Origin of the sequence: Listeria valentina, from assembly GCF_011800755.1 — a bacterium.
In the GTDB taxonomy this organism is placed as follows: domain Bacteria; phylum Bacillota; class Bacilli; order Lactobacillales; family Listeriaceae; genus Listeria; species Listeria valentina.
In genome coordinates this window covers 14,790-37,963 of record NZ_JAATJW010000013.1, presented here as the reverse complement: position 1 = coordinate 37,963, position 23,174 = coordinate 14,790, and the positions used below count along the sequence as shown (strand labels likewise).

Here is a 23,174-nt window from a genome sequence, read left to right as displayed (position 1 = left end):
TAGGAGTTCCTTTATAATTAAAACTAATCATTATTAGGAAAACGATTTGAGGAGGAAGTTAAGAAATGTCCTTTGGTACGTATATTTTATACTTTATTATTGTAGCCGCGATTCCACTTTGGGCACAGTTTCGCGTTAAGACGACTTATTCGCAGTACTCCAAGGTTGGTGTCAGAAGTGGACTAACAGGTGCGGAAGTTGCACGAATGATTCTTGACCGAAATGGTTTATCGAATGTTCCTGTTCAAGCGACAAGCGGAGTCTTAAGTGATCACTATGATCCTAGAAAAAAAGCTGTTTTCTTGTCGGAATCTAACTATCATGAAGCATCAATCGCTGCAGCGGCTGTAGCGGCGCATGAAGTGGGACATGCGATTCAAGATAAAGAAGATTATGCCTTTATGCGTTTTCGTTCAGCGCTTGTGCCGATTACTTCATTCAGTTCCAACATTTCGTGGGTGTTTTTAATCATCGGGATGATTGCAACGATGCCAAGCTTAATGCTCGTGGGAATTGTGTTAATGGCAGTGGGCGTGCTATTCCAACTCGTAACGCTCCCTGTAGAATTCGATGCAAGTAAACGGGCGCTTGTTCAACTTGAAGACGGTGGATTTTTAATACAACAAGAAGTGCCACAAGCAAGAAAAGTACTTAGCGCTGCTGCCATGACTTATGTGGCTGCAATGGCTGTTGCTGTGCTTGAACTTTTACGTTTGTTGCTGATCTTTACGAATATGAACCGAAACTAGTTAAAACCTGAGACTTTTCTCAGGTTTTTTCGTGATTTTTTAAAAAAGGAGAAATGAAATGGATTTTGATGTAATTGTGATTGGCGGCGGACCATCAGGATTGATGGCAGCAATTTCAGCGGCTGAGCAAGATAAACAAGTTTTGCTAATTGAAAAGGGACCTAAATTAGGAAGAAAGTTGATTTTATCTGGAGGTGGGCGATGTAATGTAACCAATCGCAAACCTGTGGATGAAATTATTCAGCACATTCCTGGAAATGGTCGCTTTTTATACAGTGCGTTCCACCAATTTGATAACGAAGATATTATTACATTTTTTGAAAAACTAGGGGTTCAAGTGAAGGAAGAAGATCACGGCCGAATGTTTCCCGTGTCAAATAGTGCGCGTTCCGTTGCAGATGCAATGATTCAGCGGATGGAAAAATTGGGCGTGAAAGTCTATATGAAAACAGCCGTTAAACAAGTATGTTATGAAAACGGACAAGCGGCTGGAGTCGTCCTTTTGGATGGTCAAAAAATAGCGGCGAAAAGTGTCGTTGTGGCTGTCGGCGGGAAGTCAGTTCCTCGCACGGGTTCTACTGGAGATGGCTATGCCTGGGCAAAAGAAGCAGGGCACACCATCACGGAACTATATCCAACTGAGGTGCCGATCACTTCGAATGAAAATTTTATTCGAGAAAAACGACTACAAGGGATTTCACTTCGCGATATAGCGCTTTCTGTACTTAACTCCAAAGGAAAACCGACCGTTACCCACCAAATGGATATGATCTTTACACATTTTGGGATTTCAGGTCCTGCCGCACTGAGGTGTAGCATGTTTGTTTTGAAGGAATTAAAGAAGCAAGACCAAGTGACGATGCAGCTTGATTTATTTCCAGAGGAGGCTCCTGAAGCCTTGAAAAAGCGTGTTTTTGCTTTGCTTGAAGCAAGTCCTAAAAAAGCTTTGAAAAATGCACTTGCCTCGCTTACACAAGAAAAATTACTACTCTTTTTGCTAGAAAAAGCAGATTTAGACATTGAAGATTCATATCGTCAAGTCAGCCCGAAGAAACTGGACCAATTTGTTTGGTCACTTAAAAACTTCTTGTTTACAGTAAATGGAACGTTAAGCTTTGACAAAGCTTTTGTAACGGGCGGTGGTGTCTCCATCAAAGAAATCGATCCTCGAGAAATGCAATCTAAACTCATGCCTGGATTGTTTTTTTGCGGTGAAATTTTGGATATCAATGGCTACACAGGCGGCTATAATATTACTTGTGCGCTCGTGACAGGACACGCAGCTGGAGAGAATGCGGCATTTTTTGCGGACCAAGTTAATATATAAAAAAAGAACAGAAAGGAAAGGATGCCATCCACTTATAAAATGGCATTCCTATCCATTCTGTTTTTTTAAATTTAGCTTGAATCGTACTTAAGCTATTTTTCGCTGTCTAATACAAAAAATATGAGTGATACAGAGAATTCTATCCTATTATAATGGTTTTTTAAGGCTAGAAAATCTAGATTTAATGTTTTGTGAGAAGGACTTTGGTGTTTTTATGAAAAACAATATCAATTAGCTATTCATAGACGAGAACAAAGGATTTGAGAATTCCGTGAATGATAGATTCAATTTCAGAAATTTCGCACGGCGTACCAATATAAAAGGTGTGCGCATTTTCTTGAAAAGCATAATGATTGGTAATTAAATATTGGAAGGCAGTTAGTTTTGATTGAAAGGTTGGATCACACTTTGTAAGGTTGACGATATTGATTTTACTGGAAAATAAATTGATTAGCATCGCTTCAATGTAAAGGTTTCTGTTTTTCTCTTCGTCTAAGAAAAGGTAAATAGTAATGGGTTCAATCGGTTCTATTTGGTTTGCCATGATAATCTGACAAAGCGTATAGGCAATGACAGGACGTTTTTGAGTAGAATCTGTGTAAACTTGAGTCAAGGCAAGACACCTTTTATAGAGTTTTTCTTCATAAAAAATTGGTTGGGTCGAAGAGAGAAAATCATCAATGATCCCTGTTTGGGCGAAATCATTTAAGATATACACATCATTTAAATAACAGCTAAGAACATCTAGCAGAGTTTCATCTTGGATATTTAAAAACTGGCGGCAAAGGGCTTTGTGGGTGTTATTGAATAAATAATGTTTTTGTCGCTTGAGCTGAAAGTGCAGATTATCCTTGCAGTAAACGTGTCCTTCTTTGAGCATAACGGTGAAAAAAACGAATTCATCTTCCGAAAGGTCATGTAGCTGAAAATATTGTTTAGTCAATCGAGCAATTTGTTTTTTGAATAGTTCGTAGTCCTCACAGCGCACAATTCCTTCTCTTTGTTTATCACTGAGATGAATGGTGTGACCGAGAGAAAGCCGTTTAACAGATACTTTGAAGCGGTATAGAATTTTATTAGTATCGTAGGAAGCAATATAAGAAGGAAACTGCTCTTTTAAAGAAGTGGCAAAGTCGTCGTAAAAAAATAAATCATTCACAAAAATAGGATATTCGCGACTGAAATACAACAATTTATTATAAAAGTTGCGGATATTTAACTCGCTCCCTGTAAGAACAAGAGGATTGTTTTTTAGTTTAACAGAATAGCTGCAGAGTAAATGGTTTAAAGCTTTCAAATATCTAGCATACGTGGACTCAGAGAAGAAAAAAGTCGTCAAGATTTTAGATACATCCAGTTTGTCGTGGTTGAAAAGCTGTTTGAAAATAAAAAAACTAGGTTCTTCTTGGATAATTTTGAGTAGCAATTGATATTTTTGTTGAGGAGCACACTCGTAAAAAACTTTGTTTAATTTAGTTGTTTTCATGATCGCTTCAGGCTGTATGTCAGCGAAATAAGAAAAATCTTTTCGGATGGTTTCTTTTGAAACAGCTAATTTGTCAGCAAAAGTTTCGATATCTTGAGGCTCGGTGGATAGTTCTTTTAGTAACCGAACTTTTCGATGATTGCTTTTGTTGATGAAAAAATCAATTAAAAAGTTATTCATAATTTATCACCCTTAGGTTGAGATATCTTTCTATACAATACCATCATCCTATCAAATTAAACTGGCAAAATTTTTTTCCTGTAGACTAATTATTGGCAGTATTTTTTAAATCTTATTGATATGATGATGAATTTAGCTTGAAGCTTGCTTTTCGTTTCATACTAAAAGAAATCAAGGGAGTAGGGACATTTACCAAGGTTATTCGTTTTATTAAGAAAAAAATAAGAACAGAAAGCAAGGAACTGAGCCATATTTTAATGGGAGTTCTAGCACTTCTGTTCTTTTTTGAGCTATTCAAGAATTTTTACTTATTTTGGTTCACTTCTCTTAAAAAAGTATCCACAATTTCTTCACGTTTTTCAAGGAAAAGAGGATTGTTCCGAGTAGGATGAATTCGATTTGAAAGCACAATCAGTCCGTTTTGTGTTACAGGATCAAAAACGATGAAAGTTCCCGTGAAGCCCGTATGGTAAAGAGCAAAGTGATCTTGAGCTTTCCGCAAGTCAAAACCAATACCGCGATCACGATTCAAATTTGGCGTGTAGTTTTCTCGAATAGCATCCAAACTTTGTCTCGAAAAAAGTGGTGCTCCGCCTTTAAAAAGGAAAGCATCCGCAAATAAAAGCAAATCCTCAAGCGGAGCAAATAAGCCAGCATGCCCAGTGTTGCCACCAGCAATAAACGCTTTGTGATCATGGACGATTCCCGTAATAAGTCCTCGCTTGTCTGAGAGCTCAGTCGGAACTGAATTCTTAGGATCGGCTGAATAAAAACTAGTTTGCTTTGTTCCAAGCGGTCTTAAAACATGTTGTTCTATTTGCTTTTCAAAAGGTTCTGGCGCAAGCGCTTCAATCAAATAACCGAGCAGTAAAAAGTTAATATCCGAGTATTCCACAAACTCTTTTGCAGGTTTCACTTGTTCGGCTGAATAGACGTATCGCATGACGTCACTTGGCTTTTCAATTACAAAGTGAGGAATGCTTTTAGGTAAACCCGATGCGTGGGTGACGAGATCGAGAATGGTAATCGTTTCATGTTTAAAATTGGGCAAATACTGGATAACTTCATCATTCCAGTCGAACAAGGCTTTTTCGTGCAACTGAACCAGCCGAATAGTCGTTGCAAGCACTTTCGTTAAGGAAGCCAGATCATACAGATTAGACACTGAAGACAGTAAGGGGGATTTTTCGGGCACCCAAGTTTTATCGCCTAAAACAGAAGTTTGCGTGGATTGAGGCGTTAAAATGGCAAAACTCACCCCGGGCACCGTTTTTTCGTGTACTAATTGGTGGAGCAAGTTGGTCGTTTGTTCAAACATAAATGAGCCTCCATTCGCTAATTCATTCAAAATAATAGCCTTGCGCAAGACGCACGCCGAGGTCTTTCAAAAAGCGCAGTTGCCCTTCCTTCTCGACCCCTTCAACAATAAGTTCGCGGTTATTTCGCTTTAAAAAAAGAAACAAATTGGCAAGAACCCGCTGTTTTTCTTTCTCGTATTCAATATCTCGTAGAAGCGCCACATCCGTCTTCACAAATTTGGCTGGCTGAGACAAAACTCGCGCAATATTGGCAAACCCAGCGCCGAAATCATCGATCGCAAATTGCGTGCCAAAACGATCATCCAATAAGTTCATTTTATCGTTTAATTCTTCTTTTTGCATGTCATTTACTAGCGCTGTTTCCAAAAATTCAAAAACCACTTTATGCGGCGTTTCTTGAAGCTTTTCATAGATAGCCGCGAATCGTTCCAAAAAAGTATTATAAGATAAATTAATAAAAAGCGATGTATTTGCGTTAGTAGGGAAACGCAAGAGGGCATTATGGAAAGCTTGCCATTCAAAATCTTTAAGTAAGCGGTAAGTACGACAATCATTAATGAAATGAGCAATCGAAATTTTTTCTTCACCGCGCAAGCGAGTCAAAGATTCATATCCAAAAATCTGATTGGTTTGGATCTCAACAATTGGCTGATAAATCGTATCGAATTGATTGCGCAGAATAATGGATTGAATTTGTTGTTTGTCCATCATTATAGCCTCTCCCTAGTTAATATAAGCTCTTTGTGGATATAATCGAAAAAGTGCGTTTCTTGCGCGTTTTGAGTATCCATTTGTTTCAACTTATGAAGCGCCCAATTTTTATTTTCGGTTTGCTTAGTCAGCTCAAAATACTGGACAAGTAAAGCATAAACCGCCGTGGATTCGTTTTCTCCCATGTTGCCCTCCGTTTTTCGATTATAACGAGCATAAATCTGATTCTTTATTTGAAGTTCTTGTTTCAAGAAGTGATCGAAATGATTCTCTTTTTTTCCGAGAAGTTCCGCATAGGAAATGGCAATTAAAAGTTGATCAATCATGTTCACTTCATTTCCGCTCGTTTCATAAGCGCCATTTCGGTAAACTTCTGGGAAAAATGGCTCAGCCTTCACGTTTTCAAGAGGCGCAAAAGTCTCCCTTTTGAAGTGAGCTTTCTGCATCGCTGACACCTTGTAATAACTTAAATGAAGCGTATCTCTTTGTTGTTTCGTTTTGAAATCAAAAAAGTCAACAGGGAGGGATTCGCGCATGCCATATTTTTGTTCTCCGCGAATTAGTTGCTTAGCGAAAGCTTCATAAGGCGGATAATGAAAAAGATGACGGGCTTTTTGGAGTGCTTCAAAAATACGCAAATCATCAATCAGCGCGTTCACATAAACATCTGTGCCTTTTTCCCATTTAATGAAAACATAATCCCCTTCGCGAACGGTTAGTTCTTGCTGAAGAGCTTGAAATAAAGAATAGAAACGTTCCCGGTCCTTAGTTAAAAGTAAATAATCCATATATAAACCAACACTTTCAGAAAGTTTTTGCGTATTTGTTTGCGCATAACTTGCTATTAAGCCATCCGCCGTTTTATACTGGCTTTCAATGTGCTGGATAACGGGAGAAGCCGCCTTTAGTGGGGAGGGAGCGAGTATTGATTTCTCGGTACAACTAAGAAGAAAAATCATTGTAGCAAGAAAAACGGGTAAGGCGATCCAAAATTTGTTTTTCATCCAAGTTCTCCTTTTTCAGTGAATGGTTGCGCAGAGACCGAATTTCGGCCTCGTTTTTTGGAAAGATAAAGCAATTCATCCGCCGCTTCAAAAAAAGCCTCTTGTGTCTTATATTGTGCGACATCCTGTTGAAAGAGACTTGCAACGCCAATTGAAACTGAGACGCTATGTTTAAAAGGCTGATGTGGGAAAACGGCTTGGAAAATTTCATGGCGAATGCTTTCCGCAATTTGTCTCGCTTCTTCTTGTTTAGTTTTTGGAAGTAAAATGGCAAATTCTTCACCGCCTACTCGGGCAGCTACCGCCTGAACGGGCAAGGCACGATTTTTTAAAATCGTACCAATTTCACGCAATACCAAGTTGCCCGCTTGATGCCCAAAGGAATCATTGATTTTTTTAAAGTGATCTATATCGATCAATAGTAAACTTAAGTTTTCTTGCTTAAGAAGGGCTTCACGAAAGTTTGTTTCAAACTGCTGATTAAAGTGATGCGAATTTTTCAAGCGGGTGAGCGAATCAATCGTTGCCGTACTTTGTAATTCCATCAAGACTTCATTGCTGTAGCGAATGTAGCGTGCTGCGAAAAAAATAATCGTGCTGGAAAAGAAAAAAGAAGTCGTATAGATCAAGCCTTCGCGGAGTGTTAAAGTGCGGTAAGAGTTAAAGCTTGTAAAATAATATAAATAAAGACCTGGTAGCGCGCAAAGCAAGATGAGTAAGTATTTTTTAGCGGAGCTCACCTTAAAAAAGGTGGCAGCAAGGCAAAGCAAGTAGAAAAAAGTCAGGATGATAATGTAGCGCTCGTTTGCTAATGAATTAGAAACGATCCAAAGTCGGCCGATGATAATCATGATGTAAGAAGAAGTCAGTGCAATTCGTCCAAAAAAAACGGCCATTAACAGTAAGATATTCATGCGCAAATTGATGTAGATAACAGGATTGTGCGAAATGGCGCCGCTATATGTGAAATAAATTCCCCACAAACCATAATAGATGCCAACAAGAAAAAAGAGGATGTATCTTTGGTGCGTCTTTGTTAGCCAGTGCGGTTTGCGCTCGCGGATGACACGAAATAGCAAGCCTTGGATAAAAAGTAAAGCAAGAAAACTTGCTACGCTGTCAATATAGGGGTCAAATTTACTCCAATCCATTTTGATAGCTCCTTTAAGTCATTAGTAAGAAATAGGAACAGGTCACTTGGTCGCGCCCGCTTTGCTTAGCTTGATAAAGCGCTTCGTCAGCTTTTTCTTTCATCAAGTCTTGATTTGAAAAATTTGTATTCGTATAAGTAGCAATTCCTGCTGAGATCGTAATGGAAAGGGACGTTTCCTTTTGAAGGAACTGGTGCTCTCTCACTTTTAATCGCAATGCTTCTGAGATAGCCAGAGCTTCATTTCCAGATGTTTTTGGCAGCAAAATCGCAAATTCCTCACCGCCAATTCGCGCGAGCAGACTGTGCTTAGGGAAATTAAATCCTTGTAGCAATCCTGAAAGTTCTTGCAAAACCTTATTTCCGGTTTGATGGCCGTAAGTATCGTTGATTTGCTTGAAAAAGTCGATATCGAATAAAACTAAGCTCAAGTTTTGCCTGCGCAAACGTGCTTTTTTGAAAGAACGCAAGAACAATTGATTGAAAGCGCGGTAATTTGCGAGAAAAGTCATCGGATCGTGTAAACTGAAAAATTCCAATTCATGGATGCGTTCATTTGAAAGGGTTATGAAACGAGCTGCTTGATAAAGTAGAAAACTAGAAGCAAGCGAAATGCCCAAAATGATGATCCACTGATAAGCGGTTGTGAGCGTTAAGGGAATTTCGAGGCAATGAGGCAAATAGTAAACGGCAAAAGGCAAAATACTCAATTTCGCCCATAAAAATTTCTGGAGTGGAGAAATCGAAAGCTGACTTAGTTCTGTGATGACAAAAAAATAACCCATTAAGAAAAAGGTGTAAATTAATTCATTAGCATAATTGTGCGTTAAAAATAGTTTTCCAGCGATCAAAATCAGTGTTGCGATCAGCGTCGGTGATTTGCCGCCGAATAGTGCAAGAATCAACAAAATATCGAGGATCATATCGGTATAAATCCCGTGATCCTCACCACGCTGGCTGCGGATGATAAAATATAAGCCTAAAACGCCATAATAAGTCCCAATAAAATAACGCAGGGTCAAGTGTTTTCTAGCGTTAATAAACCAATTTGGTTTTTTCTTGCGCAAGAAACGCAAAATGATCCCATGAAGAAATAAACTGTATAAAAAAATAGCCAAACTGGACCAAATGGATTCGATAATCTCCCACATGACTAATGCTTCCTTTTTTTCTTTATTTGAATTTTACGGTACAATAAAAATGAATGTTTCTTGCCCGTTTATTTCATTAATTGTAATTTACTTAACAAATCAACCTCATTATCACAAATCAGTAGGGGAATGTCAATAACAGAAAAAGGTGTGGTAGAAGTGACAGAAACAGAAGCAGAAACACTTGTGACACCAGCAAATCTGGTGGCGCTTGCTAAAAAACGTAGCGAGCCTTTTCGCCTCGAGGGCTTTGTTCCTGGACAAGGGAAAAAGTCAGCTAAAATCATGTTTGTAGGTGAAGCGCCAGGAGAAACGGAAATTCACAACTTGATTCCTTTTAGCGGACGGGCGGGCGATGAATTGATGCAATTCATGGAAATTGCTGGTCTTACAAGGGAAGATGTCTATATTACGAGTGCGGTGAGAAGCAGGCCGTATCGTTACGGGGAAAAGAAAGATCGGAAAACAGGCGAAATGGTCAAACGACGTTATAATCGAACGCCGACACAAAAAGAAATTTACGCGCAGGCGCCTGTTCTTGATTTTGAAATTCAAACGGTTCAGCCAAAGCTAATGATTACGCTTGGCAATATTGGATTACGGCGATTGCTAGGAAAAGAAGCTGGCGTTTCTGACTTACATGGCCGGCTGCTTGAAAAACCCATTCAAAAGCTTGCTTCGCTCGATGAAAACCGGTTTGAATGGACAGAAGAACGCTATACGATTATTCCTACTTTTCACCCAGCAAGTATTTTTTATAATCGTAAACTATTACCGCAGATTAAAGCGGATTTTGAAGCCATTGGTTCATATGTAAAGGAGTATTTAAGATGAATTTTGTAGTTGTTGGCTCTGGAATTGTTGGGGCAAGCGCCGCTTATCACCTGGCAAGAAATGGACATTCCGTGACGGTTATTGACCGGAAAGATGCGGGACAAGCAACGGAGCACGCGGCAGGAATTATTTGTCCGTGGGTTTCAAAAAGGCGGAACAAAGTCTGGTACGAGCTCGCTAAAGCGAGCGCCAAGTTTTATCCAGAACTCGATCTTGAGCTTGCGGATTTAGGACTTGTTTCTGGATATAAACAAGTGGGGACGCTTTGCTTGCGGAAAGAAGGGAAAAGTCTTGATGCGCTTTATGAGCTTGCGATTGAACGCAAGGAAGAAGCGCCGGAGATGGGAACGATCGAAAAGCTTACCCCGGAAGAAGTGAAAGAGCGCTTTCCACTCGTTCGAGAAGGTTATGGCGCCGTTTTTTTAAGCGGCGGAGGCAGGAGTAAGGGAGCACTTGTCCGGGATGCGTTACTTGAAGGAGCCAGCCTGTACGGGGCACAAATTATTCACGGTGATGCAGTTTTAGATGAAAAACTGAAGTTAACTGTGGATGGTCGTAAAATGGCTTATGACAAGCTGCTTCTCGCAAATGGGGCATGGCTCAAACCGTTTCTAGCAAAGGCGGGTTATGCGGTTGATTTGCTAGCTCAAAAAGGGCAACTGCTTTCGCTTCACTTTGAAAGCTTGAAAATGGATGATTGGCCAGTTGTCCTGCCGCCAGCATCAAAATCCATCGTTCCTTTTGATGGCGGTCAGTTGTTGCTTGGTGCAACTCACGAAAAAGAAGCTCAGTTTGATCTTACGCCGACGAAGGAGGCGCAGGAGGAGATTTTAACTGAGCTCGAGCCGTTTATACAGTTTGATGAGTCGCCAAGTGAAATGACGCTTTCTGTTGGAACGCGGCCGTATACGTCGGACTTTACTCCGTTTATCGGAGAATGGCTCCCAAATCAAGTTTTTCTTGCCAATGGTTTAGGGGCTTCGGGGTTAACGACGGGACCTTTTGTCGGGAAACTGTTAGCGGGACTTGCGGCGAATGAGTCTGTTTCGTTTGATCTTGTGCCGTTTGATCCGAAAAAATATATCAAGAAGCATTAAACAAGCGGATTTTTATTTTCATCTAGTGTAAATCCTTCTCCCATCACGTCATGGACGGTGCTAACGGAAACGAAAGCATGTGGGTCAACGGCTTCGATGATTTGTTTTAATTGAATGATTTCATTTTTAGCAACCACGATATAAAGCACATCTTGATCAAGTTTCGAAAAGCCGCCTCTTCCTTCGAGAATGGTGACGCCTCGGTTCATCATTTGCATGACGTGAGCGGCGATTTTTTCGTTGTCTTTGGAGATGATCATGGCACCTCTTGCAGCGTAAGCTCCTTCTTGAACGAAATCAATGACGCGAGCACCGATAAAGACGGCGACAAGCGTGTACATGACTTGGCGAATATCCAGGTAAGAAATCGAAGCGGTAAGGACGATCACGTCAAATAGGAAAAGCGTCCGCCCCATGCTGATCCCTTTTTTATAATTTAAGAGTTTGGCAATGATGTCACTTCCGCCCGTCGTGCCTCCATAGCGGAAGACGATCCCAAGACCAATTCCAGTGAATCCGCCGGCAAAAAGTGTAACAAGCAGTAAGTCGGCATGCAGATCGAGTGTAAAGGGAATTCGCTGGAAAATCCATAAAAAAAGTGACAAGCTAAGCGTGCCAATACCTGTATAGATGAACGCACGGCTTCCAAGAACGCGCCAACCAATCAAAAAAAGCGGAGCATTGAGCAAAATATTGGTGTAGGCAGGGTCAATGTGCAGAAAGTGGAGCAAAATGAGGGTAATCCCAGTGAGGCCACCTTCACCAAGCCCATTTTGAATGTTAAAATTAACAAGTCCAAAAGCATAAATGGCTGTCCCGAGCATGATAAAAAGGATATTTTTTAAACGAATTGTTTTAAGCATAAATTTCTCCTTTCTAGGTCTTTGATAGACGTTATTTATGTAGGTTAGGTATAATAAGAACAGAATGCAGGGTTCACTTTTTTAGTGTACCATAAATGAAGGGGGAATTTACGTGGCGAAGACTATTCAAGAAATGCAAAAAGAAGTCGATCAGTTCATCGGTCAGTTTAAAGAAGGGTATTTTTCACCGCTTGCGATGATGGCTCGTATTACAGAAGAAACAGGCGAGCTAGCACGTGAAATCAACCATTATTATGGCGAAAAGCCGAAAAAAACCTCTGAAGGAGAAAAATCGCTCGAAGAAGAACTAGGGGATTGCTTGTTTGTTTTAACATGCATGGCAAACTCTTTAGATATTGATATGGAAGAAGCTCACGACAGAGTGATGCGCAAATTTAAGACGCGTGACAAAGATCGTTGGACGAAAAAGGAGGAAAACGAAAATGATTAAAGTAGCAGTATCTGGTTTTAAAGGAAGAATGGGCAGTGAAGTCGTACGAACGGTTCTTGCCGAAAAAGATATGGAACTTGTGGCGGTACTAGATCACGAGCCAACTGAAAAAAATATCGCCGAACTGCCTGAGTTTCACGCAGAAGATGTTCCGGTTTACGGAGATCTCAAACAATTATTGCAAGAAGCAAAACCTGAAGCGGTTGTTGATTTTACGACGCCAGCTTCCGCTTATCAAAATACGAAGACGATCATTGAACACGGGGTTCGGGCAATCGTTGGAACAACTGGATTTACGACTGAACAAATTGAGGAGCTAACCAAACTTGCCGAAGAAAAACAAACCGGAAGTTTAATTGCGCCGAACTTTGCAGTGGGGGCGGTTTTAATGATGCAATTTGCTGAAAAAGCAGCTCGTTACTTTCCAAATGTTGAAATCATTGAATTGCATCATGATCGTAAACTAGATGCGCCAAGTGGAACAGCGGTGAAAACGGCAGAAATGATTTCCAAAACACGTGAAAAAATCGAGCAAGGCCATCCAGATGAAAAAGAAACATTGCCAGGTGCGCGTGGAGCCAATTTTGAAGGCATGCACATTCATAGTGTTCGCTTGCCCGGTTTAGTTGCCCATCAAGAGGTACTATTTGGAGCTGCTGGACAAGGACTCACCATCCGTCATGATTCCTATGATCGCGTTTCGTTCATGTCTGGCGTTACGCTTGCAATCCGCAAAACGGCGGAATGGAAAACGCTGATTTATGGTCTTGAAAATATTTTGTAAGGAATTCTTTTAGAACAGGAGAAAACCATGGATCTCATTTTTAAAGAAGCACTTCCCGTACTGGAAACTTTAGAACAAGCTGGTTATGAAGCTTATTTCGTTGGCGGAGCAGTGCGCGATTATTTGTTGAAGCGTGACGTAAACGACGTCGACATTGCGACAAGTGCTTTTCCTGAAGAAGTGAAGCAGCTGTTTCACAAAACCTATGATACCGGGATAGAGCACGGGACAGTCACGGTTCGGCTCGGCGATGAACTATATGAAGTCACGACTTTCCGGACAGAAGGAAAATACGTGGATTTCAGAAGACCCAGTGAAGTCAAATTCGTTCGTTCGCTTGAGGAAGATTTGCTACGGCGGGATTTTACCATGAACGCTATTGCGATGGATAAGGCGGGAAAACTGCACGATCCATTTTCGGGAGAGAAAGCGATTTTGCGACGGGAAATTAAAGCGGTTGGAGAGCCTGAGCACCGTTTCAGAGAAGATGCTTTACGGATTATGCGGGCTGTTCGCTTTTTAAGTCAGCTCGAATTTACCTTGGAGGAAAAAACGAGACAAGCCTTGAAAGAAGAGGTTAGTTTGCTTGCGCATACGGCTGTTGAACGAATCCGCGTAGAATGGGTCAAGCTTGTTCAAGGAAAAGGGCGCACTTGCGCGTTTAAGCTAATCATCGAAACTTGTATGGAACGCTATTTGCCAGGTCTTCTGGATAAAAAGGAGGAGCTCGCCAAACTAGCAAGTTTCAAGTTTCATGAAAAGCCTAGTGAAGATTTAGTGTGGCTGAGCCTCGTTCTTGCTGTGCGCCCGGATTCGCTTCGAGCGTTTTTAAGGGCTTGGAAGTTGTCAAATCAGCAAATCAAACGAACGGAACAAGCTTATGCATTAATACAGGAAGAGAAGCCGTGGACGGATTACAAGCTGTACCAAGCGCAAGCGGAAGGGATTCGTCTTGTGGAAAGCGGGAAGGCGTTAATCGGGCAAGAAAACGATCTACAAGTGGCACTTGCAAATTATGAGGCGCTTCCGATCCATGCCCGGTCAGAGATGGCGATTGATGGACGTTTTTTGATGGCTTTTTATGAAAAAACAGGAGGCCCTTGGCTTAGCGAATTATTAATGGAAATTGAGCAAAAAATTGTTTCTGGAGAACTTCAAAATCAAGAAGAAGCAATTAGGAGGTGGCTTTTAGATGGCAAGTCAGAATCGTGATAAACTGTTGGCGCTTTTTTCAAAGCACGTGGATCAGTTTGTATCCGGAGAAGAAATTGCTCAGCAGCTAGGGATTTCACGGGCAGCGATTTGGAAACATATGGAAAATCTTCGTAAAGAAGGGTTTCAAATTGAGGCGGTCAGAAATAAAGGCTACCGGCTAGAAAAATTTGGCACGCTTTTCTCGAAAGATAGTTTGCTGTTAGGTCTTGAAACGGAATTTATCGGACGCACGTTATACTTTTACGAGGAAGTGGCTTCAACGCAACTGATCGCCCATGAAAAGGTAAATAACGGTGCGCCGGAAGGAACCGCAATCGTGGCTGATTTTCAAAATGCTGGTAAGGGAAGGTTAAAGCGCGACTGGCTCTCAAGCCGCGGAGAAGGGATCTTCACGAGTGTGATTTTGAAGCCGGATATTCCGATTATGGAAGTACCACAGTTCACTTTTATTGCTTCACTCGCGGTTTCGGAGGCGGTTCAAAAGTTGACGGGGCTTGCGGCGAGAATCAAGTGGCCCAATGATATTTATATTGGAAAACGGAAGATTTGTGGTGTGTTAACGGAAATGCAAGCAGAAGCGGAAACGATTCACGCGGTTATCATCGGCATAGGGATTAACGTGAATCAAGCGGCTTTCCCAGAAGACTTGAAGCAAAAAGCAACATCTCTTCGAATCGAAGCGGGACAAGTCTTTTCACGAACGGAAATCATTCAGGAAATTTTTAAGCAGCTTGAAAAATATTATAAACTGTACCTTGAACAGGGATTTGCTCCGATTAAGTTACTTTGGGAAGAGCAAGCGATTCCTTTTTCAAAGCGGATCCGAGTGAGCACGTTAAAAGGTATCATCACTGGGAAAGCCGAAGGGATTTCGGATACGGGAGTTTTATTTGTCCGGGACGATGAAGGTGTGCAACATGCGATTTATTCTGCGGACATCGAATTTGAAAATTAAGGATTGAAAATGCTTTTTTTGCAGGAAATGAGGGTGTGAAACTGGAAATTCCCAAAAAGGTGGGCTTGAAATCCGCCTTTTTTCTTTTTTTCATTTGAACTGATTTCCGGTATAATCCAAACGAGGAGGTTTGATATGCGAAAATCTATCCAGCTACTGCTAGTTTCGATGGTCGCTTTGCTTTTGCTAGGAGCTTGCGGTTCATTTTCTGAATCTAATAAAGAATCAAATGAAAAGGCTGAGCAGACAGAGAAACAGGGCAAATCATTTTTGAATCCGATCGGGACGGAAAAGTTTCAACAGATACAGCTTGACAAACAGGATAAAGTGGTTTATGTTGGTCGGCCATCTTGTCCAGACTGCCAAGCTTTTCAGCCGATTTTACAAGAGGTTTTAAAGGAAAACAACTGGGGAAAGATTGACTACTATAATACTGCCCGAGCTAGTGAGAAAAATCGTAAAGCGATGATCAGTGCTTTAAAACAAGTTAAAATCGATTCGGTCCCGTCATTAATTGCTTTTAAAAATGGAAAAGTACAAGCTGTTTTTCACGGAAATGACTCTAAAAAAGAGCTTACAAATTGGCTTAGAAAAAATTCACTATAAAAAAGCAATACTTTTTTGCTAAAATCCCCTTTTCTCCTAATAAAATTCATTTTTTCGTCACAATTTATTCGCTTAAGAAGTGCTAAAATAAAGGTGAGGATTTTATTTTGAGGGAGATGAGCGAGATGGAGCAGCCGTACATGCGAAAGGAAGAGCGCATGACGCTAGCGCGAAAAACGCTTGAAGATATTTTCAAGCAAGATCCAAGCGAGGCTAGAGCTTTTTGGGAAATCGTTAGACAAAGTGAAAATTTGATTGATGAGTTAAGCATTGATTTGCTTAAGCAAGTTGAAAGTGGAGAGGGAGCGGAGAAAGAAAAAGATACGGAAAGTACCCTCCAAATTATTCCTTTTCCATCTAGAGAAACAAAGTAGCACCGGTCCTTTGACAGGTGCTTTTTCTTTACGCGCTAAACTTTAAGAGGGCTTAAAAATGTGATAAGATAGCAGATGAAGCTGGGCGAATTGATTGTATTCCAGGGGAAACGATACGGCCCTACCTTCAAAAGATTAATTTTTTGCCGTGATTCGATACTCGAACATGGACGAAAGGATGGAAAAATGAAGAAACCGATCGATTTTTTAGAAATGAAGTCGCGTTCTGAAAAAATTGTGATGATGACAGCTTATGATTACCCTTCAGCGCGGAATGCGGAGGCAGCTGGAATGGACATGATTCTCGTTGGGGACTCACTTGGAATGGTGGTACTTGGATATGAATCGACCGTTCCCGTGACGCTTTCTGATATGATTCACCATACAAAAGCTGTAAAACGAGGAGCCCCGGATACGTTTGTTGTGAGCGATATGCCTTTTATGAGTTACCATGGTTCAACAACTGAGACACATCAAAATGCACGCTTGCTTATCCAAGAAGGTGGCGTGGATGCGATTAAACTGGAAGGAGCAGGGCTTGTTATAGAGAAAATTCGTTCTCTTACAGAAGCAGGAGCGCCGGTTGTAGCTCACCTTGGGCTCACTCCGCAAAGTGTTGGCCTTACTGGAAGTTATAAAGTCCGCGCAAAATCTTCGGAAGAAGCAAATGAGCTCCTTCGTCAAGCAAAGGAAATCGAAGCCGCAGGAGCTATTGCACTTGTTCTTGAAGCTATCCCGAAACAGTTAGCTAAAAAAGTCACAGAGATGCTTACGATTCCGACTATTGGTATCGGAGCAGGCGCAGGAACGGATGGGCAAGTACTCGTGTATCACGATATTGTTGGATACGGAATTTCTCGCCGGGCGAAATTTGTCAAAGCTTATGCAGAAGTAGATCAATTGATTGAACCAGCGCTTAAAGCGTATCTGACCGATGTGAAAACGGAAAAATTCCCTACGGATGCTCACTCGTTTACGATGAAAGAAGAAGAGCTTCGAGGTCTTTACGGGGGAGGAAATGCGTGATGCAAGTTGTTCGTTCGAAAAGAGCGTTAAAAGCTATTCTCTCCCAGCAAGCAAATAAAAGCATTGGCTTTGTACCGACGATGGGTTATTTGCACGAAGGACATCTTGCCTTGATGGAAAAAGCTCGCTTAGAAAATGAATTTGTTGTGGCAAGCGTCTTCGTGAATCCGACACAGTTTGGTCCAAACGAGGATTTAGAGGCTTATCCGCGTGATGAGGAAAAAGATCAAAAACAAAGTGAACGTGCAGGTGTGGATCTTTTATTTATTCCCCCAGTGGAAGAGATTTATCCAAAAGACGTGAGTGCCCAGATAAAAGCGGTTCAAGCTGTTGATGTTTTGGACGGGAAGGGACGCCCGGGACACTTTGATGGAGTCTTGACGGTGCTTTTAAAATTATTTATGCTCGTTCAGCCAGATCGTGCTTATTTTGGGCAAAAAGATGCGCAACAAGTTGCGGTGGTTCAAAATTTTGTTTCTGACTATTTTTTACCGGTGGACATTCGAGTAGTCGAAACGGTGCGGGAGCCAGACGGACTCGCAAAAAGTAGTCGGAATGTTAATCTGCTAAAAGAAGAACGAAAAGAAGCTCCTGTGATTCATCAAGCGCTTTTAGCCGGGAAGGCACGTATTTTGGATGGTTGCCAAAATGAAAATGAAATTTTGGATGCGGTTCGGGAAGTGCTTCGTGTGGCTACTTTGAAACTCGATTATTTAGCACTCTATAGTTATCCAGATTTTAAACCCGTTACGAATTTTACAAAACCCATCATTCTTGCTATCGCGGTGCAGTATGAAAAAGCGCGTTTGATAGATAATGAGATTGTGCGGCTGAGCGGAGGTGAAACGAATGCTACGAACGATGATGTTTGCTAAAATTCACCGCGCAAAAGTAACGGAAGCCAATTTGAATTATGTGGGAAGTATTACGATTGATGCGGATTTACTGGAAGCAACGGGGCTTTTGCCAAATGAGCGGGTTCAAATTGTTGATAATCATAATGGAGCACGATTTGAAACGTATATCATAGAAGGCGCACATGGAAGTGGTGTGATTTGTGTGAATGGTGCCGCAGCTAGGCTCGTTGCTCCTGGTGATACGATTATTATTATGGGTTACGCAGAGATGGAAACGGAAGAAGCAAGGAAACTAGTTCCGAAGGTGATTGTACTGGGTGAACAAAATCAAATTGTGGAAAGGCTCTATCAGGAATTGCCGGGAGCAACACTCGAATAAAAAATACGGCGGATCGAGTTTTAGGAAGGTGAAGAGAATGAAAAGCAGATTGAAAAAATATGTGGTGGTTGATCTTGAGACCACTGGGAACCAAGCTTCAAGAGAAGATCGAATTATCCAGTTCGCAGCCGTAATGGTAGAAGACGGAAAAATTGTTCAGCGCTTTTCAACTTTTATTAACCCAGAAAAACCGATCCCGCCGTTTATTAAAGAACTTACGGGGATTGATTCGAGTGACGTTCGTGATGCGCCACTTTTTGAAGATGTAGCGGAAACGATTTATGCCCTACTAGAAGGGACTATTTTTGTGGCGCACAATGTTTCGTTTGATTGGACTTTTTTGCAAAAGGAAATGCTTCGAATCGGAATGACACCACCCAAGATTCCACTTCTTGATACGGTAGAATTAGCGCGGATTCTATATCCAGAAATTGATAGCTACAAGTTGCAGGACCTCGGGGATGAATTTGGACTGGCTCATGAAAATCCGCACCAAGCAGATAGCGATGCGGAAGTCACGGCTCTTTTGCTCATTCAGCTGCTAGCCAAACTAGAACGTTTGCCGCTACCACTTGTTGAAAAATTAACAGCTGTTTCTAGCCCACTTAAAAATCACTTGCCAACACTTTTATTTGAAATCGAGATGAAAAAAGGAAAGCAGCGCGAGGAAATTCAAGATCATTTATTTGTTTATCGTGGCCTTGTATTGCGCAAAAAACAGTTACCGAAAACTCAAGCCAAAAAAGCAGATTCTGGCCGAACTTTCCCGCAAGAAGTGGAGGAAAAGAAAGCCTTGTTAAAACAAGCGGGGACACCGCTTTATGCAAGAAATGGCCAGTTTGAAATGATGAATTTGGTGTACCGTGCGATGGTGGAGAAAAAACATGCTTTGATTGAGGCAGGAACTGGGATCGGGAAATCTTTGGGCTATTTTTTGCCGGCTCTTTATATAGCCAAGGACAGGCAGGAGCCTGTTTTAATCAGTACATATACGAATGCTTTACAGGCACAACTTTTTGAAAAGGATGTGCCGCTTGCGAGAAGTCTTGCGGGAATGGATGTTCAAGCGGAAGTTTTGAAGGGACGTGAGCATTATCTCAATCTCTTTAAGTTCGAGCAACTCTTGAATGAATCCGATCCGCAATATGACGTGGTTGTGACGAAAATGAAACTTTTGGTTTGGCTGTCTGAAACGGAAACAGGGGATATTGATGAAGTCAATTTATCAAGCGGGGGCGCGCTTTTCTGGAACCGTTTAAAACACACGGGTTGGTATTTACCGGAAGGAGATGATCCGTTTATTCAACATGATTTTTACAAATTCAGTGTTGAAAAAGCGAAACGAGCGGATCTTTTGATCGTTAATCACGCGCTTCTTTTGGCCGATCATTTTCAAGAAAGAAAAATTCTACCAGACTATTCGGTTGCAGTCATTGATGAGGCACATCATTTTGCGGAGAGTGCTCGCGAGAAAAAAAGCTTTATTTTGTCTTATCGCAAAGTAAAATATTTCCTAAACCAATTAGGAACACTCGAAAAATATTCGCTCCTTAGTCGGCTTGCTTTTGTATTTCCGGGGGAGGAAAGTTTATTTGATTTAAATATTGCACAAGTGAAATTAAACGAGGCGATCGAAAGCTTTTTTTCGGAGTTACATGCCTTGCTTGTAGGTACGAAAAAAGCGGATACGAAGCTTGTTTTGATCGAAAATCGGGAGGTGGTGCATTTCACGGAAACGCTTCGTTATGCGGCGGATAACGTGGCTGTCCTTTTCCACGAAGTAGAGCGACATTTAAGCAATTTGCTTGAAAAGGGACGAGCTGAAGCGCCACTAAAAGAAGCAGAAACAGCTTTTGTGGAAGAAGTCTACTCGTTTTTACTTGACTGGAAAGCGATGAGTGACGAATTTAAGCGGCTTGAAGTGAAGGGCGAAGAAGTAATGACGATTACGCTTGAGTCGGACAAAAACCATCATGTTTCAAGTTTGCGGATCATTGGTTCTTACATGACACCAGAAGAGGCATTAAAAGAAGCGTTCTTTTCCAAAAAGGAAAGTGTCATTTTAACGTCAGCTACACTTTCTGTAAACGGAAAGTTCTCCTATATAAAAAAAGAACTAGGGCTTAGTGAATCAGAATTAATTGAAGCGCAAATCCCGTCGCCGTTTAATTATGCAGATCATGCTCGTGTCTTGATTCCAAGCGATATGCCACAAATTAAAGGCACACCCGTTCAAGATTATACGCGAATACTTGCGGATTATTTAACAGAAATGTTATTGATTACAAAAGGAAAGATGCTTGTACTTTTCACTTCGCATGAAATGCTGCGTCTCGTTTATAGCTATTTGAAAGAGCGGCAAGAACTGGAAGAATATATGATTCTCGGACAAGGCATTTCAAGCGGAAGTGTTAACCGCCTAACGAAGCAATTTCGCCAATTTGACCGAGCAGTATTACTTGGAACAACAAGCTTTTGGGAAGGAATCGATATCCCAGGTGAAGCTCTGAGTTGCCTTGTGATTGTTCGTTTGCCATTTGCACCACTTGATGATCCTTATACGAAGGCACAAATTGATTTGCATAAAAAGCGTGGCGAAAATGCGTTTCAAACTTTTTCACTTCCACAAGCTGTTCTGCGCTTTAAACAAGGATTTGGCCGTTTGATTCGGCGTGAAACGGACCGAGGGATGGTCGTAATCTTTGATAATCGTGTCGATACGACAAGTTTTGGTCAAAGTTTTTTAAATTCCATTCCGGCTGTGACGGAAATCAAAGGTGAAAAATCGATCTTGCTAGAAGAAATGACGAACTTTTTTGAGGAAGAAGAGGAATAACACTTCAAAAGTCAGTTTTGAATTGCTATAATAAGAACATGTTTAGCATTCTTCTGCCGAATGTTCGGCAATTTGAAGAAAGAAATGAGAGGAATATGTTGCGAACAAGGAAAAAACGTAGAGTTTTACCTATAATTCTGATTCTACTTGCGATTGTTATCGTCCTTTTTCTAGCGGGAATTTGGGTTTTAAGTTATTCTGAAAAGCCGCTTAAAAAAGAAGAAGCAGTGGCACTTTCCCGAATTGAGGGGAATGTAGATTTAAAAAAACAAGATCAATTTTATCTTTATAATGGAACGAAAGAAACTTACTATGTGTTGACTGGTGAAAATAAAGCTGGGAAAAAAATCATTGTCTGGGTTCCAAAAAAGAAATCGGGTGAAGTCTTAGTGAAATATGCTTCCGATGGGATTTCAGAAAAGAAGGCACGAGAAATCGTCGAAGCGAAGAAAAAGCCAGCCAAGATTTTAAATGTAACGCTTGGAATGGAAGACGGCGTTCCGCTTTGGGAAGTCAGCTATTTGGATAAAGACGATCAATTAGGTTACTATGACATGTCGTTTAGTGAAGGAAAATGGCTACGACAAATTGAAAACTTGTAGATGCTAAAAGAGTTCGAATTGGAGGAGAGAAAGATGAAACAGCCTTTGTCAAACCGTGTAGAACAAGTTGCCCCGTCCCCAACGCTTTTTATTACTGCAAAAGCCAAACGGATGAAGCAAGAGGGAAGCGATGTGATTGGACTTGGAGCAGGAGAACCAGATTTTAATACGCCTGAAAATATTATTCAAGCGGCTTATCGCTCCATGGAAGAAGGGCATACAAAATATACGCCTTCAAGTGGGATTAAAGAATTAAAAGATGCGATCTGCAAGAAGTTAAAGCGAGATCAATCACTTGATTACACAGAGGAACAAATTTTTGTAGGAACGGGAGCCAAACATGTCCTTTATTCCGCGTTCCAAGCAATTATTAATCCAGGCGATGAAGTGATCATTCCGGTTCCTTACTGGGTTACTTATCCGGAACAAGTTAAACTTGCCGGAGGCGTTCCAGTTTTCGTAGAAACGGGTTTTGACCAAGATTTTAAAATCCTCCCTGCTGATTTAGAAAAAGCTATTACTCTGAAAACAAAAGCCATTGTGTTAAATTCTCCCAACAATCCAACGGGGATGAGTTATTCGACTGCTGAACTGAAGGCACTTGGGGAAATCGCTGTTCAGCATGATCTTTATATCATTTCGGATGAGATTTATGAAAAACTGTATTATGGAGATCCAGCTAAACTTGTTTCAGTGGCTAGTTTTGGTCCGGAATTTTATGAGCGGACGATCGTTGTGAATGGAGTTTCAAAAGCATATGCGATGACAGGCTGGCGAATTGGCTATGCAGCAGGTCCGCGTTCTGTTATAGCAGCTATGGGGAAACTAGCTGACCACATGACAAGTAATCCAAGTGTGAGTGCGCAGTATGCGGCGCTTGAGGCTTACGAAGGCAGTCAAGAAGTGCCTGAAAAGATGTATCAAGCGTTTGAAGAGCGAATGAAACGCTTTTATCCACAGCTTGAAAAAATTCCTGGTTTTAAACCTAAAAAACCGGATGGCGCTTTTTACTTTTTTATTGAAGCAAAAGATGCTGCCAAGCAAAAGGGATTTGATTCAGTAGATGACTTTGCGGAGGCACTACTCAATCAAGCGCTTGTTGCTGTGATCCCTGGATCTGGATTTGGAATGCCAGATTATATCCGATTATCTTATGCAACAGATCCAGAGCTTTTCCAAACTGCGTTAAATCGAATTCAAGATTTTATGATGAAATAG

Annotated in this window: 23 protein-coding genes; 16 read left to right on the top strand and 7 right to left on the bottom strand. The window is 41.1% G+C overall.

Going from position 1 to position 23,174, the window contains the following annotated elements; translation table 11 throughout:
* Positions 1-65: 65 nt before the first annotated feature.
* Together HCK02_RS05265 and HCK02_RS05260 are read left to right on the top strand one after the other, a co-directional pair.
* Entirely contained in the window at positions 66-749 is a 684-nt protein-coding gene (locus HCK02_RS05265; RefSeq protein WP_167629054.1) for a zinc metallopeptidase, read from the top strand.
* Positions 750-807: 58 nt separating this feature from the next.
* Positions 808-2,076: a BaiN/RdsA family NAD(P)/FAD-dependent oxidoreductase gene (locus tag HCK02_RS05260; protein ID WP_167629053.1), complete on the top strand. Its 1,269-nt coding sequence runs from the start codon at positions 808-810 to the stop codon at positions 2,074-2,076.
* 235 nt (positions 2,077-2,311) lie between these two features.
* Here the strand turns inward: HCK02_RS05260 and HCK02_RS05255 are convergent, their stop codons facing one another.
* The 6 genes from HCK02_RS05255 to HCK02_RS05230 form a co-directional block, all read right to left on the bottom strand.
* Entirely contained in the window at positions 2,312-3,742 is a 1,431-nt protein-coding gene (locus HCK02_RS05255; protein WP_167629052.1) for an AcpB/EbpR/MafR family transcriptional regulator, read from the bottom strand.
* Between the two features lie 304 nt (positions 3,743-4,046).
* Entirely contained in the window at positions 4,047-5,060 is a 1,014-nt protein-coding gene (locus HCK02_RS05250; RefSeq protein WP_167629051.1) for a serine hydrolase domain-containing protein, read from the bottom strand.
* 22 nt (positions 5,061-5,082) lie between these two features.
* Positions 5,083-5,772, bottom strand: coding sequence for an EAL domain-containing protein (locus HCK02_RS05245; protein WP_246215531.1), 690 nt, complete (start codon positions 5,770-5,772; stop codon positions 5,083-5,085).
* On the bottom strand, positions 5,772-6,776 hold the full coding sequence (locus tag HCK02_RS05240; RefSeq protein ID WP_167629050.1) for a glycoside transferase: 1,005 nt from the start codon (positions 6,774-6,776) through the stop codon (positions 5,772-5,774). Before HCK02_RS05240 ends, HCK02_RS05245 begins: the two co-directional genes overlap by 1 nt.
* Positions 6,773-7,927 (bottom strand): GGDEF domain-containing protein, encoded by a 1,155-nt coding sequence (locus HCK02_RS05235; protein WP_167629049.1) that lies wholly within the window; start codon positions 7,925-7,927, stop codon positions 6,773-6,775. Before HCK02_RS05235 ends, HCK02_RS05240 begins: the two co-directional genes overlap by 4 nt.
* A gap of 13 nt (positions 7,928-7,940) precedes the next feature.
* Entirely contained in the window at positions 7,941-9,077 is a 1,137-nt protein-coding gene (locus HCK02_RS05230) for a GGDEF domain-containing protein (RefSeq protein WP_167629048.1), read from the bottom strand.
* A gap of 129 nt (positions 9,078-9,206) precedes the next feature.
* On the opposite strand from HCK02_RS05230, the gene HCK02_RS05225 reads away from it, so the two are divergent.
* Positions 9,207-9,911, top strand: a complete 705-nt coding sequence (locus HCK02_RS05225; protein ID WP_167629047.1) for a uracil-DNA glycosylase — start codon at positions 9,207-9,209, stop codon at positions 9,909-9,911.
* Positions 9,908-11,008, top strand: a complete 1,101-nt coding sequence (locus HCK02_RS05220) for an NAD(P)/FAD-dependent oxidoreductase (RefSeq protein ID WP_167629046.1) — start codon at positions 9,908-9,910, stop codon at positions 11,006-11,008. Before HCK02_RS05225 ends, HCK02_RS05220 begins: the two co-directional genes overlap by 4 nt.
* Here HCK02_RS05220 and HCK02_RS05215 read toward each other — a convergent pair.
* Positions 11,005-11,871 carry a YitT family protein gene (locus HCK02_RS05215; protein WP_167629045.1) on the bottom strand — a complete coding sequence of 289 codons (867 nt, stop codon included), beginning with the start codon at positions 11,869-11,871 and terminating at the stop codon, positions 11,005-11,007. The two genes, HCK02_RS05220 and HCK02_RS05215, sit on opposite strands and share 4 nt — an antisense overlap.
* Before the next feature lie 112 nt (positions 11,872-11,983).
* Here HCK02_RS05215 and HCK02_RS05210 point away from each other — a divergent pair, with 112 nt between their 5' ends.
* The 12 genes from HCK02_RS05210 to HCK02_RS05155 all read left to right on the top strand — a co-directional run bounded on the left by HCK02_RS05210 (position 11,984) and on the right by HCK02_RS05155 (position 23,174).
* Positions 11,984-12,322 (top strand): nucleotide pyrophosphohydrolase, encoded by a 339-nt coding sequence (locus HCK02_RS05210; protein WP_115752092.1) that lies wholly within the window; start codon positions 11,984-11,986, stop codon positions 12,320-12,322.
* Positions 12,318-13,106, top strand: coding sequence for a 4-hydroxy-tetrahydrodipicolinate reductase (gene dapB, locus HCK02_RS05205; RefSeq protein ID WP_167629068.1), 789 nt, complete (start codon positions 12,318-12,320; stop codon positions 13,104-13,106). The genes HCK02_RS05210 and dapB overlap by 5 nt, the downstream gene beginning before the upstream one ends.
* A gap of 27 nt (positions 13,107-13,133) precedes the next feature.
* The gene (locus HCK02_RS05200) at positions 13,134-14,318 is read left to right on the top strand and encodes a CCA tRNA nucleotidyltransferase (RefSeq protein WP_167629044.1); all 1,185 of its coding nucleotides are present in this window, start codon (positions 13,134-13,136) and stop codon (positions 14,316-14,318) included.
* Positions 14,299-15,276 carry a biotin--[acetyl-CoA-carboxylase] ligase gene (locus HCK02_RS05195; protein ID WP_167629043.1) on the top strand — a complete coding sequence of 326 codons (978 nt, stop codon included), beginning with the start codon at positions 14,299-14,301 and terminating at the stop codon, positions 15,274-15,276. The genes HCK02_RS05200 and HCK02_RS05195 overlap by 20 nt, the downstream gene beginning before the upstream one ends.
* Before the next feature lie 135 nt (positions 15,277-15,411).
* Entirely contained in the window at positions 15,412-15,882 is a 471-nt protein-coding gene (locus HCK02_RS05190; RefSeq protein ID WP_246215530.1) for a thioredoxin family protein, read from the top strand.
* A gap of 140 nt (positions 15,883-16,022) precedes the next feature.
* Positions 16,023-16,256 carry a hypothetical protein gene (locus HCK02_RS05185; protein ID WP_208970443.1) on the top strand — a complete coding sequence of 78 codons (234 nt, stop codon included), beginning with the start codon at positions 16,023-16,025 and terminating at the stop codon, positions 16,254-16,256.
* A 186-nt stretch (positions 16,257-16,442) separates the two neighbouring features.
* Complete coding sequence (gene panB / locus HCK02_RS05180) at positions 16,443-17,282, top strand: 3-methyl-2-oxobutanoate hydroxymethyltransferase (RefSeq protein WP_167629041.1); 840 nt, start codon at positions 16,443-16,445, stop codon at positions 17,280-17,282.
* Complete coding sequence (panC, locus tag HCK02_RS05175; protein ID WP_167629040.1) at positions 17,282-18,157, top strand: pantoate--beta-alanine ligase; 876 nt, start codon at positions 17,282-17,284, stop codon at positions 18,155-18,157. Before panB ends, panC begins: the two co-directional genes overlap by 1 nt.
* Positions 18,132-18,518 carry an aspartate 1-decarboxylase gene (gene panD, locus HCK02_RS05170; protein ID WP_167629039.1) on the top strand — a complete coding sequence of 129 codons (387 nt, stop codon included), beginning with the start codon at positions 18,132-18,134 and terminating at the stop codon, positions 18,516-18,518. Before panC ends, panD begins: the two co-directional genes overlap by 26 nt.
* 37 nt (positions 18,519-18,555) lie before the next feature.
* On the top strand, positions 18,556-21,354 hold the full coding sequence (gene dinG, locus HCK02_RS05165; RefSeq protein WP_167629038.1) for an ATP-dependent DNA helicase DinG: 2,799 nt from the start codon (positions 18,556-18,558) through the stop codon (positions 21,352-21,354).
* Positions 21,355-21,392: 38 nt separating this feature from the next.
* Positions 21,393-21,956, top strand: coding sequence for a cell wall elongation regulator TseB-like domain-containing protein (locus HCK02_RS05160; RefSeq protein ID WP_425482856.1), 564 nt, complete (start codon positions 21,393-21,395; stop codon positions 21,954-21,956).
* 33 nt (positions 21,957-21,989) lie between these two features.
* Positions 21,990-23,174: a pyridoxal phosphate-dependent aminotransferase gene (locus HCK02_RS05155; protein ID WP_167629036.1), complete on the top strand. Its 1,185-nt coding sequence runs from the start codon at positions 21,990-21,992 to the stop codon at positions 23,172-23,174.